The following is a 17,119-nucleotide window of genomic DNA, read 5'->3' on the forward strand; positions in this document are numbered from 1 at the left end:
GAGTTGAGACCATGGTCGTGCTCAATCGCATCTACACGCGCACCGGCGACGACGGCACCACCGCGCTTGGCAGTGGCGAGCGCCGTCCGAAATTCGATCTACGCGTTTCAGCCTATGGAACCGTCGACGAGACCAATGCCGCCATCGGCGTGGCGCGGCTGCATCTGAAGGACATGGCTGAGCTCGATGCCATGTTGGGGCTGATCCAGAACGACCTGTTCGATCTGGGCGCCGATCTCTCGGTGCCGCAGCGCGAGGGCAAGGCGGAGCGCTTGCGCGTGGTATCGAGCCAGGTCGAGCGCCTGGAGCGCGATATCGACAGCCTCAACGCGAAGCTCGCGCCGCTCACCTCCTTCGTGCTGCCGGGTGGCACGGCAGGCGCGGCTTATCTGCATCTGGCGCGCACAATATGCCGCCGGGCGGAACGCATAATGGTGGAACTTGCGGCCAAGCCGGAGGAGCCGGTCAGCGACGCGGCGATCCAGTATATGAACCGGCTGTCGGATTTTCTGTTTGTCGCCAGCCGCGCAGCGAATAATAACGGTGCAGGTGATGTGCTTTGGATACCCGGTCAGAACCGGTAGAGGTGGCCGTTCGGGGCGATTTTTGCCGCCTCGCGCGTTGACCGGGATGAATGGGACCTTTAGGTTCCGCGCCGAGAGATCAAACCCTTGAATTAGCCTTAAGCGAAAGAGGATCGATGAAGGTTCTGGTGCCGGTGAAGCGGGTGGTCGATTACAACGTCAAGGTCCGCGTCAAGAGCGACGGATCGGGCGTCGAACTCGCGAACGTCAAAATGTCGATGAATCCGTTCGACGAAATCGCGGTCGAGGAAGCGTTGCGGCTGAAAGAGGCCGGCAAGGCGACCGAGGTCGTCGTCGTCTCGATCGGACCGGCGCAGGCGTCCGAGACCATCCGCACCGGGCTCGCCATGGGGGCCGACCGCGGCATCCTGGTCAAGGCCGAGGGCACCGTCGAACCGCTGGCGGTCGCGAAAATCCTGAAGAAGGTTGCTGAGGAAGAGCAGCCGGGCCTGATCATTCTCGGCAAGCAGGCGATCGATGACGACTCGAACCAGACCGGCCAGATGCTGGCCGCGCTGCTCGGCTGGTCGCAGGCGACCTTCGCCTCCAAGCTCGAGGTCGAAGGCTCTGATTTCAAGGTGACGCGCGAGGTCGATGGCGGCCTGCAGACGGTCAAGCTGAAGGGCCCGGCGATCGTCACCACGGATTTGCGGCTGAACGAGCCGCGCTACGCCTCGCTGCCCAACATCATGAAGGCGAAGAAGAAGCCGATCGCGGAGAAGAACGCGTCCGACTACGGCGTCGATCTTAGCCTCCATCTCGAAATCCTGAAAACCGCGGAACCACCGGGTCGCAAGGCAGGCGTCAAGGTCAAGGACGTCGCCGAGCTGGTGTCGAAACTGAAGAATGAAGCCGGGGTTCTCTAAATGACGACGTTGCTGATTGCCGAACACGACAACGCATCGCTAAAGGATGCGACCAACAAGGCGCTGACGGCTGCAAGCCAGCTCGGCGCCGATGTCGAGGTGCTGGTGGCCGGCCAGAATGCCAAGGGCGCGGCGGAGGCCGCCGCAAAGCTTTCCGGCGTGAAGAAAGTGCTGCTCGCCGAGGGCGAGACTTACGCCCACGATCTCGCCGAGCCTCTGGCCGCGCTGATCGTGTCGCTCGCGCCTTCCTACGACGCTCTCGTCGCCCCCGCGACCTCGCGCTTCAAGAACGTGATGCCGCGCGTCGCGGCGCTGCTCGACGTCATGCAGGTGTCGGAGATCATCAAGGTGGTGTCGCCGGATACCTTCGAGCGGCCCATCTATGCCGGTAACGCAATCCAGACCGTGAAGTCGAAGGACGCCAAGAAGGTCATCACCGTGCGCACCTCGACCTTCGCCGCAACCGGCGAGGGCGGCAGCGCCCCAATCGAGAACGTCTCCGCGGCGGCCGATCCCGGCCTTTCCAGCTTTGTCGGCGAGGAAGTCGCGAAAAGCGACCGGCCCGAGCTGACCTCGGCCAAGATCATCGTCTCCGGCGGCCGCGCCATGCAGAGCCGGGAGAATTTTGCCAAGTACATCGAGCCGCTGGCGGACAAGCTGGGCGCCGGTGTCGGCGCCTCACGCGCCGCGGTCGACGCCGGCTACGCGCCCAACGACTGGCAGGTCGGCCAGACCGGCAAGGTGGTGGCGCCGGAGCTCTACGTCGCTGTCGGCATTTCCGGCGCGATCCAGCATCTCGCCGGCATGAAGGACTCCAAGGTGATCGTGGCGATCAACAAGGACGAGGACGCGCCGATCTTTCAGGTCGCCGATTACGGCCTGGTCGCCGATCTCTACCAGGCGGTTCCTGAACTGACCTCGGAGCTCGGTAAGCTCGGCAAGTGAATTAGGGACCACCGGCCGGATGCAAAAATCCGGCCGGTGTTGTTTTATGGAGCATGATCGGGACCCGGAGAACCGCGTTGGACCGCGAGGGGACTCTGGTTTTCCCAAACCTGATGCGCAATCAAGACCTAGAGCGCGACGTAGATTCCGCCTAATCTTATTGCGCCCTAGAGGGCAGGCGCGGTGAGCGCGCCGTTCCGGTGGATGAGAAAATGGCTGTGATCAAGAAGGTCGGCGTGATCGGTGCGGGCCAGATGGGCAATGGCATCGCTCACGTCGCGGCGCTCGCAGGCTTTGACGTGGTGCTCAACGACGTTTCGGCCGATCGGCTGAAGTCGGGCATGGCGACCATCAACGGCAATCTGTCCCGGCAGGTCGCCAAGCAGGTGATCGGCGAGGATGCCAAGGCCAAGGCAATCGCCCGCATCACGCTGACCGGAACGCTGGACGATCTCGCCGATTGCGATCTGGTGATCGAGACCGCGGTCGAGAAGGAGGAGGTCAAGCGCAAGATCTTTCACGATCTCTGCGCCATCTTAAAGCCCGAGGCGGTGATCGCCTCCGACACCTCCTCGATCTCGATCACCCGGCTTGCTTCGACCACCGATCGGCCCGAGCGCTTCATCGGCATTCATTTCATGAATCCGGTGCCGCTGATGGAATTGGTGGAGCTGATTCGCGGCATCGCCACCGATGATTCCACCTTCGAGGCCGCCAAGGAGTTCGTCGCAAAGCTCGGCAAGCAGGTCGCGGTATCGGAGGATTTCCCCGCCTTCATCGTCAACCGCATCCTGATGCCGATGATCAATGAGGCGATCTACACCCTCTATGAGGGGGTCGGGAATGTCGAAGCGATCGATGCGGCCATGAAGCTGGGGGCGCATCATCCGATGGGGCCGCTGGAACTGGCGGATTTCATTGGGCTGGATACCTGCCTCTCGATCATGCAGGTGCTGCATGAGGGGCTCGCGGACTCCAAGTACCGGCCCTGTCCGCTGCTCGTGAAATATGTCGAGGCCGGCTGGTTGGGGCGCAAAACCCAGCGCGGCTTTTACGATTACCGCGGCCCCAAGCCGGTCCCGACGCGATAAGCCGTCGAAAGGGAGTCGGCGGGACGAAGTCGGCAGGATGGGTAGCGCGGAAAGCGAAACCCATCGCGTGGTAGATTGCTGATGGGTTTCGCTCCGCTCTGCTCGTCCTACAAACCTCTCCAATCTCCATCCTTCATTAACGATCCGCGCGTAGGTTGCCCCCGCAAAAGGGGTATTTGCGTATGGATCTGGTGAGCATGGTCAGCGACGTCATGGTCGCCAAGGCAGGGGCGCTGCAGACGCAGGTCGCCACCACCTTGCTGAAGCAGAATCTCGATGCGCAGAAATCGACGGTCCTGACCCTGCTTGGCGCCGATCAGCAGCCCTCGCTGGCAAATGTCGGCGCCGGAATCGGCGGCAATCTCAACATTTCGGTCTAGGGAAGGCGCACCAAACCCAACTCCGTCACCTCTTGAGGTGCCGTCGCGAAGCGGCGGCCTCGAAGGATGACGGAGCCTAAAGCCCTGCCGCGGCCGGCGCGATCGCCGCCGTAATCAGCTTGATCGCGTCGTCGCTGTTCCATTCGGCGGGGCCATTGATGGTCGCGATTTCGCAGCCTTTGGGATCGACCAACACCGAGGTCGGCATGCCCAGCGCCCGACCTATCGCCTTAAGATCCTGAAATACCTTGGCTTTCTCGTTACTATAATTGCCGAGCCGGGTCAGGTTGGCGTCTTTCAGGAAGTTTTTCGGCTTGTCGGGATCGCGGGTGTCGATGTTGATCGCGACCACCTGGAAATTGGGGCCGCCAAGCTTCTCCTGAAGACCGTTCAGCGCGGGCATTTCCCGTCGGCAGGGGACGCACCAGGTGGCCCAGAGGTTCAGCAGCACCGTCTTGCCGCGCCAGTCGGAGAGCTTTTTCGCCTTGCCCTCGGCATCTTCAAAGGCGAGGTCCGGCAGCTTCAATGGGCTGGTTGCGACGTTGAGCGCCGCCACCTCGCCATGCACCAGCGGGGCGATCCTCTTCGCGGTGTCGACGGCGCCGCGGCAGGTGGGATCGCCCGCCGCATGGCGCAGGCTGCCGAACCCGTAAAGGGCGGCAAACCCGATGCCGCCGCCGATCAGGACCGCCGCAATCGCCAGCGGAATGCGGCGCGCGGGCCTCGCCGGCGCCGTTGTGGGATGTTCGGGCATATCGTTTGTCATTCTGTATCGGATACGGCTATGCAGGGGCCGACGTTACGCGCCCTTACAGCATGATCCGGAAAAGCGGATGCCGGTTTTCCGAAACGATCGTGCTTCAACAAGCGGTGCGGGCGCGGCGCAACGGCGCCAGATTTCGACGAATGGCAGGGCATTGAGCAGCAAATCATGAGCAACAAGATGTGGGGTGGCCGGTTCTCCGAACGCCCCGATGCGATCATGGAGGAAATCAACGTCTCCATCGACGTCGACCGGCACCTTTACGCCCAGGATATCGCCGCGTCCAAGGCGCATGCGGCCATGCTCGCCGCCCAAGGCATCATCACAGGCTCTGATGCAAAAAATATAGCCAGGGGTCTAGACACGATTTTGTCAGACATCGGCAAGGGCGCCTTCGACTTCAAGCGCGCGCTCGAGGACATTCACATGAATGTCGAGAGCAGGCTTGCCGAACTGATCGGGCCCGCGGCGGGCCGGCTGCACACCGCGCGCTCGCGCAACGACCAGGTCGCCACCGATTTCCGCCTCTATGTCCGCGACACCATCGACGAGATCGATGCGGCGCTGCTCGCGTTCCAGAGCGCGCTGGTGGCGCGCGCCAGCGAACATGCGGCAACCGTCATGCCGGGGTTCACCCATCTGCAGACCGCGCAGCCGGTGACCTTCGGCCATCATCTGCTCGCCTATGTCGAAATGGCCGGGCGCGATCGCGGCCGCTTTGCCGATGCGCGCAAGCGTCTCAACGAGTCCCCGCTCGGCGCCGCGGCGCTCGCCGGCACCTCCTTTCCGATCGACCGCGCAGCCACCGCGAAAGCGCTGGGGTTCGACCGGCCCATGGCCAATTCGCTGGATGCAGTCTCCGACCGCGATTTCGTGCTGGAAACCCTGTCGGCCGCGGCGATCACCGCGGTGCATCTGTCGCGCTTTGCCGAGGAAATCGTGATCTGGACCTCGCCCCTGGTCGGCCTGGTGCGGCTCTCCGACAAGTTCACCACCGGCTCCTCCATCATGCCGCAGAAGCGCAATCCGGACGCGGCGGAACTGGTGCGCGCCAAGACCGGTCGGGTGATCGGGGCGCTGACCGGGCTGCTCATCGTGATGAAGGGGCTGCCGCTCGCCTATCAGAAGGACATGCAGGAGGATAAGGAGGGCGCGATGGAGGCCTTTGCGGCGCTGTCGCTCGCCATCCGCGCCATGACCGGCATGGTCGCCGACCTCGTCCCGGACGAGGCCAGGATGAAGGCGGCCGCCGGCGAGGGCTATGCCACCGCGACCGATCTCGCCGACTGGCTGGTGCGAACGCTGAAAATGCCGTTCCGCGATGCCCATCACGTCACCGGGCGCATCGTCGCGAGGGCGGCGCAAGACGGCGTCGCGCTGCATGAGCTGCCGCTGGCGGCGATGCAGGAGATCGAGCCCAAGATCACCGCCGACGTGCTGAAGGTCCTTTCGGTGGAATCATCGGTGAAAAGCCGCACCTCCTATGGTGGTACCGCGCCGAAAAACGTGCTCTCCCAGGCCAAGGCCTGGGCGAGGCGGCTGGAAAAGCAGCGAAAATAGGGCTGGGTCGGCGAATCTCGCTGCAATTTCATGGTGATTGAGCTCTCGCCAGACCGAAGCAATCTTTGTATGGTGCGCCGCGCATTGGGGATTTCGCTGTGAATCGCAATTTTCGCCCGAGAGTTTCGGGATGGGCCGTCCTGTTCGTGAGCGTGGCTGCGCTGACACTGGCGGGTTGCGGCCGCAAGGGTCCGCTGGAATTGCCGCCGACCGCCTCGTCGGCTTCCACGGCCAATCCCCCGCCGGCCACCGACACCGAGCAGGAGGCCGCGAACCGGCCCAGCGTGTTCAATCCGACCTATGGCACGGAAGCCGGGCCGACCGCCCCCAGAGGCAGCAAAAAAGCTTTCATCCTCGACCCGCTTCTGGGTAACTGAGAAGCCATGAACCATTTTGATTATCGCAACGGCGTGCTGCACGCCGAGGCGGTGAACCTCGCTGAGCTCGCCTCAAGCGTGGGGACACCGTTTTATTGCTATTCGACCGCGACGCTGGAGCGGCATTACCGCGTGTTCACCGAGGCATTTGCAGGCGAAAAGGCGCTCGTCTGCTACGCCATGAAGGCGAACTCCAACCAGTCGGTGCTGCGCACGCTCGCGAGGCTAGGGGCTGGCGCCGATGTGGTCTCGGGCGGCGAATTGAAGCGGGCGCTGGCCGCCGGTATCCCGCCGCACAAGATCGTGTTCTCCGGCGTCGGCAAGACCGAGGCCGAGTTGCGCGCCGCGCTCGCCGCCGACATTCTCTGCATCAACATCGAGTCCGAGCCCGAGTTGGAATTGCTGTCGCGGCTTGCCGTGGAGACCGGGCGAACTGCGCGCATCTCGGTGCGCGTAAACCCGGACGTCGATGCCGGTACTCATGCCAAGATATCCACCGGCAAGTCCGAAAACAAATTTGGCATCCCGCTCACCCATGCGCGGGCGGTCTATGCGCGGGCCGCGAAGCTGCCGGGCATCGAGGTGCGAGGTGCCGACATGCATATCGGCAGCCAGATCACCGATCTCACAAACATGGAGACGGCGTTTCGCCTGCTCGTTGAATTCGTGCAGACGCTGCGTGCGGACGGCCACGATATCTCGCATATCGATTTCGGCGGCGGCCTCGGCATTCCCTACCACCTGGACCGTGCGGTGCCGCCGGAGCCCCATGCCTACGCCGCGATGGTCAAGCGCATCGCGCATAATCTCGGCTGCACGCTCTTGTTCGAGCCGGGCCGGCTGATCGTCGGCAATGCCGGCATCCTGGTCGCGCGCGTCATCTATGTGAAGCATGGGGAGGCGAAAAACTTCGTCATCATCGATGCCGCGATGAACGACATGATCCGGCCGACGCTGTACGAGGCGCATCACGATATTTTGCCGGTGCTTGAGGCTGCAGCGGGCGCGAAGACGATCGTGGCCGATGTGGTCGGACCAGTCTGCGAAAGCGGCGACTATCTCGCGCTCGATCGCAACCTTCCCGAGCCCAAGGCCGGGGATCTCCTGGCGATCATGACCTCCGGCGCCTATGGCGCCGTGCAATCCGGCACCTACAACACGCGCGCCCTGGTGCCCGAAGTGCTGGTGAAAGGCGACCAATACGCCATCGTGCGCCCGCGCGTCGATGTTGATGCGCTGATTGCCCTGGACAAGCCGGCGCCGTGGCTGTGAAGCGGCGGTGGTGAAGCAGATTCGGTGTCGTCCTGGCGAAAGCCGGGACCCATAACCCCAGGCTGGAGTTGTGGCGCGAATCTCTCTCCTCCGTTATGCCCGGGCTTGTCCCGGGTATCCACGCGCTTGCTCATTGTAGGCTGCAAAGACGTGGATGGCCGGGACAAGCCAGGACAAGCCCGGCCATGACATGTGGCTTGGTCATTGTCATCTTATGACGGCTCGCGGCTATGGGTCCCGGCTCTGCGGCCGGGACGACAGCTTACTTCGCGGCCACGCCCTTCGCGCCCACCACAACGCCCGCCGCCTTCTCGATCGGCTTGATCGCCGCGGTGAAATCGGATTCCGCGCCCTCCTCGCGGATCACGACTTCCCATAGCCGCCCAACCGCTTCGGCGACCTCCATCCTAAGTCCCAACGACTTCATCTCCTCCAGCGCCAGTCGCACGTCCTTCACCATCAAGCCGGTTGCAAAACCGAAATCGAAGCTGCGCGGCAGCACCGAGCGCGGAAACTTGTCGCGGCTTGCGGTGTTGAGGCCCGATCCTGCGTTGATGACGTCGATCATCACCTTCGGATCGAGCCCGGCCTTTACGCCCATCACCACGGCTTCCGATGTCGCCACCATCGCGGTGGCCGAGAGAAAATTATTGGCGAGCTTCATCGTCTGCCCGGAGCCGGGTTTCTCGCCGATGAAGAACACCTTCCCAATCACCTCCAACGCGCCTCTCACCGTCTCGAACTCCGCGCGCGGCCCCGAGACCATGACCGCCAGCGTTCCTTTCTCGGCGCCGGCGACGCCGCCGGAGACGGGGCTGTCGATCTGCACGATGTTGCGCCCACGGAGTAAATCGTGAATGTGCAGTGCCATCTGCGAGCCGACGGTGGAGAGATCGACGAAGCGCCTCACGCGCTTGCCTTCGATCACGCCGGCAGCACCGGTTGCGACATCGAGCGAGGCTTGCAGCGAGGGCAGGCTCGCCATCACGGTCTCGGTGCGATCGGCGATCTCTTTCGGCGATGAGGCGGCCTCGGCGCCGAGCGCGCGCAGCGCTTCGACCGGTTCCTTGCGCGAATCGAACACGATCAAGTGATGCCCGGCCTCGATCAGCCGGCGGGCCATGGGGAAGCCCATCTTCCCCAGCCCGACGAATCCGATATCCATTGGGCAGCCTCAAGCCTTGTCGATTTCGGCAAACACTTCGCGCGCGATGCGGAAACTGTCGACGGCCGCCGGCATGCCGCCGTAAATCGCGACCTGCATCAGGATCTCGCGAATCTCCTCTCGCGTGACGCCGTTGGTGAGCGCGCCCTTCAGATGCGCGCGCAATTCATGCGGCCGGTTGAGGATCGAGATCATGGCGATGTTGAGCATGCTGCGCGTCTTGCGCGGCAGCTCCTCGCGTCCCCAGACCGCGCCCCAGCAGTATTCGGTGAGCAGCTCCTGGAACGGCTTGTTGAAGCCGTCGGCGGTCTTAAGCGTGTTGTTGACATGGGCCTCGCCGAGCACGGCTTTGCGAATTTCCAGGCCTTTGTCGTAAGTTTTCTGGTCCATGAGCGTTCCTCGAGGCGTCACATTGGGCCGCCGACCTTAAGTGGTCGCTCAAGGCTAGTCACGCCTACGTGTTATGCGTGGATTCGGGGCTGATCCCCGGGGAGGAACGGGTGCCTCACTGCTGCCGTTGTGTTAAGATGTTGTGCCGGCAACCTCGGAGAATTTCTTGAGCGGTGTCACGCCCGACCCGCTGGAGCCGTCGCGAAACAGCGACGCCTTGGCGCGGCTGAAGCTAGATCAGGCCCTGCAGCGGGCCAAATGCGCGATCGCCTGGGAACGTGCTTGGCCGCCTTTGGCGCGGCTTCTGACCGTGATCGGGCTGTTCCTGGTGGTATCTTGGTCAGGACTCTGGCTGGGCCTGCCGACGCTCGCGCGCGCCATCGGCTTTGGCCTGTTCGCGGTGCTGGCGCTCGCCGCATTGTGGCCAATGGTCTGGCTTCGCTGGCCTAGCCGCGAGCAGGCGCTGACCCGGCTCGATCGCGGCTCCGGCATCCGCCACCGTCCCGCAACCGCGCTCACCGACACCCTCAGCACGCAGGATCCGGTATCGCTAGCCCTCTGGCAGGCCCAGCGCGAGCGCACGCTCGCTGCGATCAAGCGCATCCGTGCCGGCCTGCCGTCGCCGCGGCTGGCGCTGCAGGATCCCTGGGCGCTGCGCGCGCTGGTCATCGTTCTCCTGGTTGCGACCTATGTGGCCGCGGGCGATGAACGCATGATGCGGCTCGGCGCGGCGTTCGACTGGAACGGGGTGCTTGCGCCGTCCAACATCCGCGTCGATGCCTGGGTCAATCCGCCGCAATACACGGGCAAGCCGCCCATCATTCTCTCGGCTGCAAACAAGGAGGCCGCGGCGCTGCCCGCCTCGGGTCCGCTGTCGGTTCCGGCCGGCAGCACGCTGATCGTGCGTTCGTCGGGCGGCACGCTCGACGTCATCACGGGCGGCGCCATCGCCGAGGCGACGCCGAAAGAACAAGCTCCGCAGGGCACCAACGAGAAACATTACGCGATCGCCGGTGACGGCAGCGTGCATGTCCGTGCGCCCTCCGGTCAGCCGCAATGGCGCTTTGCCGCCATTCCCGACCGCCCGCCCACCATTTCGCTCGCCAAGGATCCGGAACGCCAGGCGCGCGGCGCGCTGCAGCTCTCCTACAAGCTCGAAGACGATTACGGCGTCACCGAAGCGCAGGCCCATTTCGCCGCGCGAGCGGGCGAGGGCGACCAAAGCGCATCCGACAAGGGCACCGCGGACAAGAGCGCGTCGCCGCCGCGGCCGCTGTTCCAGCCGCCGCAATTCGCGCTGAGCCTGCCCAATGCGCGGACTCGCAATGGCGTTGGCCAGACGGTGAAGGATCTGAGCGAGGATCCATACGCGGGCGCCGATGTCACGCTGACGCTCTCGGCCAAGGACGAGGCCGGCAATGAGGCGCACAGCGAGCCCTTCAACATGCGCCTGCCGGAGCGGCTGTTCACCAAGCCCTTGGCGCGGGCACTGATCGAGCAGCGCCGCGTCCTCGCGCTCGATGCCAATAAGAACTCCGAGGTCTACGCGGCGCTGGATGCGCTGATGATCGCGCCGGAATTGTTCATGGCCAATGAGACCGGGCATTATCTCGGGCTCTACAACGTGACGCACCAGCTCGAGGCGGCGCGAACCGACGATGCCTTGCGCGGGGTCGTGGCGAGCCTGTGGGCGCTCGCGGTGTCGATCGAGGACGGCGACATCACCGACGTCGACAAGGCGCTCCGCGCGGCGCAGGACGCGCTCAAGCAGGCGCTCGATCGCGGCGCCACCGACGAGGAGATCAAGAAGCTCACCGAGAATCTGCGCCAGGCGCTGGACAACTACATGCGCCAGCTCGCCGAGCAGTTCCGCAACAATCCGCAGGCACTCGCACGCCCGCTCGATCCCAACACCAAGGTCCTGCGCCAACAGGATCTCAACAACATGATCGAGCGCATGGAGCGGCTATCGCGCCAGGGCGATAAGGAAGGCGCTAGGCAATTGCTGGAGCAGCTCCAGGAGATGCTGGAGAACCTGCAGATGGCGCAGCCGGGACAATCCGGCGACAGCGACATGGAGCAGGCGCTCAATGAGCTCGGCGACATGATCCGCAAGCAGCAGCAACTGCGCGACAAGACCTTCAAGCAGGGCCAGGATTCGCGGCGCGACCGCATGCGCGGCAAGCAGCAGGGCGATCAGAGCATGGGCGACCTGCAGCAGGATCAGGAAAACCTGCGCGACCGCCTGAAGAAGCTGCAGGACGAGCTCGCCAAGCGCGGCCTCGGACAGCAGATGCAGCGCGGCGAGAAGGGCAGCCGCGGCCAGCAGCAGCAGGGCCAGCGCGGCGATCAAGGCGGCGATCAGCAGGGCGATGACCAGCAGGCCGACCAGGGCGATAGCGGCAATGGTCTCGGCGATGCCGACACCGCCATGGGCGATGCCTCGGGTCAGCTCGGTGACGGCAATGCCGACGGCGCGGTCGAGTCGCAGGGGCGTGCGCTGGATGCCTTGCGCAAGGGCGCCCAGAGCCTTGCCGAGGCGATGCAGCAGGGCGATGGCGACGGCCAGAACGGTGGGCCCGGCGACCGCGTCGGGCGGCAGCAGGGCGGCGGCAACCAGACCGACCCGCTCGGTCGTCCGCTGCGCGGGCGCGAGTATGGCGACGAACTATCCAAGATGGTGCCCGGCGAGATCGACGTGCAGCGGGCACGCAAGATCATCGAAGAACTACGCCGTCGCCTCGGCGATCCCTCGCGGCCGCAGCTCGAGCTCGACTACATCGAGCGACTGTTGAAGGATAATTGAGGGCGGTCTGGCGGCGCTCGAGCTGCACCTCTTCTCTTGTGAGAGAGGCAGAGGCCGCCTTTCGGCGGCATTGGGAGCGCAAGCGAAGCAATCCATTTTCGCCGGGACGACGAGAGACACTTGCTCGCAATGATGGCCTGGTTGAAGACGCTCGTCCGATTCTGCAACTCGATCGCCGGATGCTCACGCCTCGCACACCTACTGAAACGCCACCTCCGCAAAGCTGCGCAGCTTGCGCGAGTGCAGGCGCTCCGACTCCTGGTGTTTGAGCCGCTCCAGCGCCTTCAACCCGATTTCGAGATGCTGGCCGACGCGTCGCCGGTAGAACTCGCTGGCCATGCCGGCGAGCTTGATCTCGCCGTGCAGCGGCTTGTCGGAGACGCACAGCAAGGTGCCGTAGGGCACGCGGAAACGATAGCCGTTGGCCGCGATCGCCGCCGACTCCATGTCGAGCGCGATCGCGCGCGATTGCGACATCCGCCGGATCACCGAAGGCCCGCTGATTTCCCAATTGCGATTGTCGACGCTCGCCACCGTTCCGGTGCGCATCAGCCGCTTGAGCTCGAAGCCCGAAAGCCCCGTGACTTCGCCGACCGCTTCCTCGAGCGCCACCTGCATCTCGGCCAGGGCCGGGATCGGCACCCACAGCGGCAGTTCATGATCGAGCACATGGTCCTCGCGCACGTAGCCATGGGCGAGGACGTAATCTCCGAGCCTCTGGGTGTTCCGCAGGCCCGCGCAATGGCCCAGCATCAGCCAGGCGTGGGGCCGCAGCACCGCGACATGGTCGGTGACGTTCCGGGCGTTGGAGGGGCCCGTCCCGATATTGATCAGGGTGATGCCGCGATAGCCGGGCTCGACGAGATGATAGGCCGGCATTTGCGGCGCCCGCTCGGGAGCACTCCCGCTCGTGCCGCCGCCGAGGCGCGCGCTGCGCGTGATCACGTTGCCGGGACCAACGAAGGCATCGGGACCGATCTGGCCTGAGCTCAGCCGCTGCAGGCAGAGCTGCACGAAGGCGTCGACATAGAACTGGTAGTTCGTGAAGATCACGAAGTTCTGGAAATGCTCCGGGTCGGTGCCGGTGTAGTGATAAAGCCGCCGCAACGAGTAGTCGACGCGCGCCGCGCGAAACAAGGCCAGCGGCTCCGGGGCGCCGGGTGGCAGATCGAGCGTGCCGTCGGCGATCGCGTCATCCATGGCTGCGAGATTGGGCGTATCGAACAGGTCGCGCAAGGATCGCGTCGCGACCGAGCTGTCGCCGGTGGTGAGCGCCGCCTCGATGTTGATGTCGCGGCGATAGGCGAAATGAATCGGGATCGGCTCGCTGGACTCTCCGACCTCGACCGGCACGCGGTGATTTTCGATCAACAGCCTGATCTGCTCGGTGAGATAGGCGCGAAAAATATCCGGCCGCGTCACGCTGGTCTCATGCACGCCGGGTCCCGCGACGAACCCGTAAGAGAGCCGTGAATCGAGCCGCGCGTAAGTGGAGGTGGTGACGCGCACGAACGGATAGTTGGCGCGCACCCGCGTGGTGAGCGCATCGCCGTTGACATAGGCCTCGAAGCGATCCCGCAGGAATTGCGTGTTGCGCTCGTAGATTTCCTCGAGGCGGCCGACGGCAGCGCCGGCATCGGTGAACGCCTCCGTCGCGACCGGCGGCGGGGTCAGGATGGTCGGCGCGGGATTGATCTTGTCCAAGGCCGGTTCGCTCTGGGTCTCATCGTTGCAGGTCAGACTATAATAGGCCCCGCGCTCTTCATTTCCAGATGCATCCGGCTTCGGCCGGTGCCGGACTGGCACCGGACGCGTCCTGGCGAGGCTATCTCGGGGAACGCGCCGGCGGCGCCGGGGAGGCAAATTGACCGGCATTGTGCTCGTTCGCTACTGTGCCGCGGCTGCAGACAGGGGGCCCGGCCATGGAGCGCATCACCGCAACTCTCGACAAGGACCTGGTCCAGGAGCTCGATCGCTTTCAGAAGGAGCGCGGCTACCAGAATCGCTCGGAAGCGCTGCGCGATCTGATCCGCGCGGGCCTGCAGGTGGGCGCGCATGGCCATGAAAGCGGCGCCTGCGTCGGTGCGCTGGTCTATGTCTATGACCATGAGGTTCGCGCGCTCGCCAAACGGTTGACCACGGCTCAGCACGATCATCATGACCTTTCGGTCGCGACCATGCATGTTCATCTTGACCACAACTCCTGTCTGGAGGTCGCCGTGCTGCGCGGCTCCTCCGCCGAGGTCCGTCATTTCTCCGAGCATGTCATCGCCGAACGCGGGGTTCGCCACGGACGGCTGGTGGTTATCCCGGTGGCGCTGGAGGCGGAGGCGCACGCGCATGGCGGCGGCAAGCCGCACGTCCATCCTCATGCGCATGTTCGTCATACCGGAGCGAAGGCGAAATCCGCGCGCTAGCGTGCGGCGGAGGCGCTCGCGGTCTGGTACAGCGGGCGATAATGGCCTATGGATCGCCATATTCCTTTGCTGCATAGTGGCGGCGTGAACGGGAACGACTCCTTGGCGGCGAAAGTCATGTTGGCACGGGCCTTGGTGCAGCGCTGCGGAGCCTGTCTCGCGCTCGCTGCGCTCATGCTGCAGCTCGTGCTGTCGTTCGCGCACTTTCATACCCAGGATCTGGCCTTCGCAAAGCGTGGCGAGGCGGCTGTTGCGGGCGTTGGGCACCTCGCATCACAGCAGAAAGCCACGAAGCGGCTTCCGTCGCGGCTTGCCGATGACGACGACCATTGCACGATCTGCTTCTCCAGCTTCCTGCTGTCGAATTCGTCGATGCCGGATGCGCCGGCGAATCCTCCCTTGCCCGAATTCGCGGAGCTCGATCGTTCGGTCATTTCCGTTTTCGAGATCCCATTGCGGCCGCGCCGTGCGGCTTTTCTGTCGCGCGCGCCGCCGGTCTTGCGCGACTGGGTCGAGGTCGCCCGCTCATCCTGATTGAAGGCCGAGGGCCGATGTCCCTCGCCGTCGTCTGCACGATGATGCCGCGGCGATGCGCGGGCGTCGCTGGCGTCCCGCAGTTGCGCGACGAAGGCGTACGCCTCACCACGCAAAGCTTCCGCGCATCCGAGATCACGCCGTCCGCCGCCCGCGGGCGCTTCAAACCGATTTCCCGATCCGGCAGACGGGCCATGACAAAACGCACCTCTTACGGCTTCTGCGCCATTCTCCTGCTTTCCTCGTTCATCACGGGCGCGCAGGCGCATCCCCACGTCTGGGTCACCTTCCACAGCGAAGTGCTCTACGCGGCCGACGGCACCATGACCGGCGTTCGCCACGACTGGACCTTCGATGACATGTTTTCCGCCTTTGCGCTGCAGGGCATCCAGCACGCCAAGAAGGGCCAGTACACGCGGGAGGAGCTGGCCTCTCTCGCCCAGACCAACGTGGAGTCGCTGAAGGAGTATGGCTACTTCACCTTTGCCCGCGCCGACGGCAAGAAGCTGAAGTTCTCGGATCCCGTCGACTATTGGCTCGACTACAAGAACGCCGCCCTCACGCTGCATTTCACGCTGCCTTTGAAGGCGGCTCCCGCGGCGAAATCCGTGCAAATCGAGGTCTACGATCCCACGATCTTCGTCGATTTCGAATTCGCCAAGGACAAGCCGGTTTCCTTGACCGGCGCGCCGCAATGCATTCTGACCTATGATTTGCCGCACCAGCCGACACCGGCCGAACAGGCGCGGCTCAGTCAGCTCGACAACGAGCCGCTCGATGCCTCCAGCACCTATGGAGAAATCTTCGCCAACAAGATGCTGGTGAAATGCCCATGACCAGATCGAGTGCTGCAAAGCTGACGGCGATGGCGGCAGTGTTCGCGATCTGCGCAATTCATGCGGTGTCCGCGCAGGGGGCACCATTCGGAGCCCCTCATCCGGCCGCTGCCACATCGGTCTCCGGACTCACAGGCTGGATCTTTGCGCAACAGGCAGCCTTCTACCGGTCGCTATCGGGCCTGATCAGGGCGGCCAAGGCGGACGGCGCCGCGATGTGGTGGCTGTTCGGCGTCTCCTTTGTCTACGGCGTATTCCACGCCCTCGGGCCGGGGCATGGCAAGGCTGTGATCTCTTCTTACCTCGTCGCCAACGCGGAGACCTGGCGCCGCGGCGTCGTGCTGTCATTTGCGTCGGCAGGCATTCAATCGGTCGTCGCCATCATCATCGTGGCGATTGCCGCAGCGCTTCTCGGCGCGACCGCCAAGGCGATCGGACTGACGGTCCATCTCGTCGAGATCGCGAGCTACGGCCTTGTCATCCTGATCGGCCTGCGCCTGCTCTACGTCAAGGGCCGCGGCTTTCTCATCGCCTGCCGCGAACTGGCCTGGCGGCAAACGCCGGTCCTTGCCTTCGCTCCGGCTCAAGGCGGCAAGCCGCTTCAGCTAACGGGCCAGCGGCTTGACGGCCAGCGGCCTGGCGCAATCGCCATCCGTGGCGGGCAATGCCAGGTCGAGGGATGCACCGGCCACGTGCACGGCTTCCATTGCGATCACGATGATCATCACGCGTCCGCCTGGAGCCACGCTCATGGGCCCGAGCCGGCGGATCTCGCCGGCGCAGGCGGCTGGCGACGCGGCCTGTCCGCCGTGGTCGCGGTCGGGCTGCGGCCATGTTCAGGGGCGATCATCGTCCTCATCTTTGCGCTGGCGCAGGACCTGTTCTGGACCGGTGTCGGCGCGACGCTGATCATGGGACTGGGCACCGCGATCACCGTTGCCATGATCGCAACGCTCGCCGTCAGCGCGCGGCATCTCGCAGGCCGCGTGGCGACGGCGCGGGCCGGGCTCGGCATGCTCGCGATGAGAGCGGTCGAGGTCGGCGCCGCGGCGCTGATCGTCGGCTTCGGCGCGCTGCTGCTGGCCGGCTATATGGCGAGCGAGCAGCTCTGGATGTTCACGGGGTAGAGCATG

General features: G+C 64.5%; 17 protein-coding genes. 13 read left to right on the forward strand and 4 right to left on the reverse strand.

The annotated features are described in order from the left end of the window. Positions 1 to 11 precede the first annotated feature (11 nt). The 5 genes from P6U23_RS03955 to P6U23_RS03975 all read left to right on the forward strand — a co-directional run bounded on the left by P6U23_RS03955 (position 12) and on the right by P6U23_RS03975 (position 3,866). Entirely contained in the window at positions 12 to 584 is a 573-nt protein-coding gene (locus P6U23_RS03955; RefSeq protein ID WP_407178292.1) for a cob(I)yrinic acid a,c-diamide adenosyltransferase, read from the forward strand. Positions 585 to 700: 116 nt separating this feature from the next. Then, positions 701 to 1,450, forward strand: a complete 750-nt coding sequence (locus P6U23_RS03960) for an electron transfer flavoprotein subunit beta/FixA family protein (protein WP_024505973.1) — start codon at positions 701 to 703, stop codon at positions 1,448 to 1,450. Further along, the gene (locus tag P6U23_RS03965; RefSeq protein ID WP_407178293.1) at positions 1,451 to 2,395 is read left to right on the forward strand and encodes an electron transfer flavoprotein subunit alpha/FixB family protein; all 945 of its coding nucleotides are present in this window, start codon (positions 1,451 to 1,453) and stop codon (positions 2,393 to 2,395) included. Between the two features lie 212 nt (positions 2,396 to 2,607). Further along, a complete protein-coding gene (locus tag P6U23_RS03970; protein WP_407178294.1) occupies positions 2,608 to 3,486 on the forward strand; it encodes a 3-hydroxybutyryl-CoA dehydrogenase in 879 nt (292 codons plus the stop codon). A 182-nt stretch (positions 3,487 to 3,668) separates the two neighbouring features. Next, positions 3,669 to 3,866 carry a putative motility protein gene (locus tag P6U23_RS03975; RefSeq protein ID WP_407178295.1) on the forward strand — a complete coding sequence of 66 codons (198 nt, stop codon included), beginning with the start codon at positions 3,669 to 3,671 and terminating at the stop codon, positions 3,864 to 3,866. 76 nt (positions 3,867 to 3,942) lie between these two features. Here P6U23_RS03975 and tlpA read toward each other — a convergent pair whose 3' ends face one another. Continuing rightward, a complete protein-coding gene (gene tlpA, locus P6U23_RS03980; protein WP_407178296.1) occupies positions 3,943 to 4,632 on the reverse strand; it encodes a thiol:disulfide interchange protein TlpA in 690 nt (229 codons plus the stop codon). Between the two features lie 165 nt (positions 4,633 to 4,797). Between tlpA and argH the strand changes: the two genes are divergently transcribed. The 3 genes from argH to lysA all read left to right on the forward strand — a co-directional run bounded on the left by argH (position 4,798) and on the right by lysA (position 7,838). Beyond that, positions 4,798 to 6,189, forward strand: a complete 1,392-nt coding sequence (gene argH / locus P6U23_RS03985) for an argininosuccinate lyase (RefSeq protein ID WP_407178297.1) — start codon at positions 4,798 to 4,800, stop codon at positions 6,187 to 6,189. A gap of 98 nt (positions 6,190 to 6,287) precedes the next feature. Then, positions 6,288 to 6,566 carry an LPS translocon maturation chaperone LptM gene (gene lptM, locus P6U23_RS03990; RefSeq protein ID WP_407178298.1) on the forward strand — a complete coding sequence of 93 codons (279 nt, stop codon included), beginning with the start codon at positions 6,288 to 6,290 and terminating at the stop codon, positions 6,564 to 6,566. A 6-nt stretch (positions 6,567 to 6,572) separates the two neighbouring features. After that, complete coding sequence (gene lysA / locus P6U23_RS03995) at positions 6,573 to 7,838, forward strand: diaminopimelate decarboxylase (protein WP_407178299.1); 1,266 nt, start codon at positions 6,573 to 6,575, stop codon at positions 7,836 to 7,838. A 262-nt stretch (positions 7,839 to 8,100) separates the two neighbouring features. Here lysA and P6U23_RS04000 read toward each other — a convergent pair whose 3' ends face one another. Continuing rightward, complete coding sequence (locus P6U23_RS04000; protein WP_407178300.1) at positions 8,101 to 9,003, reverse strand: NAD(P)-dependent oxidoreductase; 903 nt, start codon at positions 9,001 to 9,003, stop codon at positions 8,101 to 8,103. 9 nt (positions 9,004 to 9,012) lie between these two features. Then, on the reverse strand, positions 9,013 to 9,393 hold the full coding sequence (locus tag P6U23_RS04005) for a carboxymuconolactone decarboxylase family protein (RefSeq protein ID WP_407178301.1): 381 nt from the start codon (positions 9,391 to 9,393) through the stop codon (positions 9,013 to 9,015). Positions 9,394 to 9,559: 166 nt separating this feature from the next. Here P6U23_RS04005 and P6U23_RS04010 point away from each other — a divergent pair, with 166 nt between their 5' ends. Further along, complete coding sequence (locus P6U23_RS04010; protein ID WP_407178302.1) at positions 9,560 to 12,199, forward strand: TIGR02302 family protein; 2,640 nt, start codon at positions 9,560 to 9,562, stop codon at positions 12,197 to 12,199. 198 nt (positions 12,200 to 12,397) lie between these two features. Here the strand turns inward: P6U23_RS04010 and P6U23_RS04015 are convergent, their stop codons facing one another. Then, positions 12,398 to 13,876, reverse strand: coding sequence for an AMP nucleosidase (locus P6U23_RS04015; protein WP_407181776.1), 1,479 nt, complete (start codon positions 13,874 to 13,876; stop codon positions 12,398 to 12,400). 245 nt (positions 13,877 to 14,121) lie between these two features. Between P6U23_RS04015 and nikR the strand changes: the two genes are divergently transcribed. The 4 genes from nikR (at position 14,122) to P6U23_RS04035 (ending at position 17,113) form a co-directional block, all read left to right on the forward strand. Continuing rightward, the gene (gene nikR / locus P6U23_RS04020) at positions 14,122 to 14,616 is read left to right on the forward strand and encodes a nickel-responsive transcriptional regulator NikR (protein ID WP_407178303.1); all 495 of its coding nucleotides are present in this window, start codon (positions 14,122 to 14,124) and stop codon (positions 14,614 to 14,616) included. A gap of 117 nt (positions 14,617 to 14,733) precedes the next feature. Next, complete coding sequence (locus tag P6U23_RS04025; RefSeq protein ID WP_407178304.1) at positions 14,734 to 15,150, forward strand: DUF2946 family protein; 417 nt, start codon at positions 14,734 to 14,736, stop codon at positions 15,148 to 15,150. Between the two features lie 194 nt (positions 15,151 to 15,344). Further along, positions 15,345 to 15,986, forward strand: a complete 642-nt coding sequence (locus tag P6U23_RS04030; RefSeq protein ID WP_407181777.1) for a DUF1007 family protein — start codon at positions 15,345 to 15,347, stop codon at positions 15,984 to 15,986. After that, positions 15,983 to 17,113, forward strand: coding sequence for a nickel/cobalt transporter (locus tag P6U23_RS04035; protein ID WP_407178305.1), 1,131 nt, complete (start codon positions 15,983 to 15,985; stop codon positions 17,111 to 17,113). The genes P6U23_RS04030 and P6U23_RS04035 overlap by 4 nt, the downstream gene beginning before the upstream one ends. The last annotated feature ends 6 nt before the right edge of the window (positions 17,114 to 17,119 follow it).

Source organism: Bradyrhizobium sp. STM 3562 (assembly GCF_045571435.1).
In the GTDB taxonomy this organism is placed as follows: domain Bacteria; phylum Pseudomonadota; class Alphaproteobacteria; order Rhizobiales; family Xanthobacteraceae; genus Bradyrhizobium.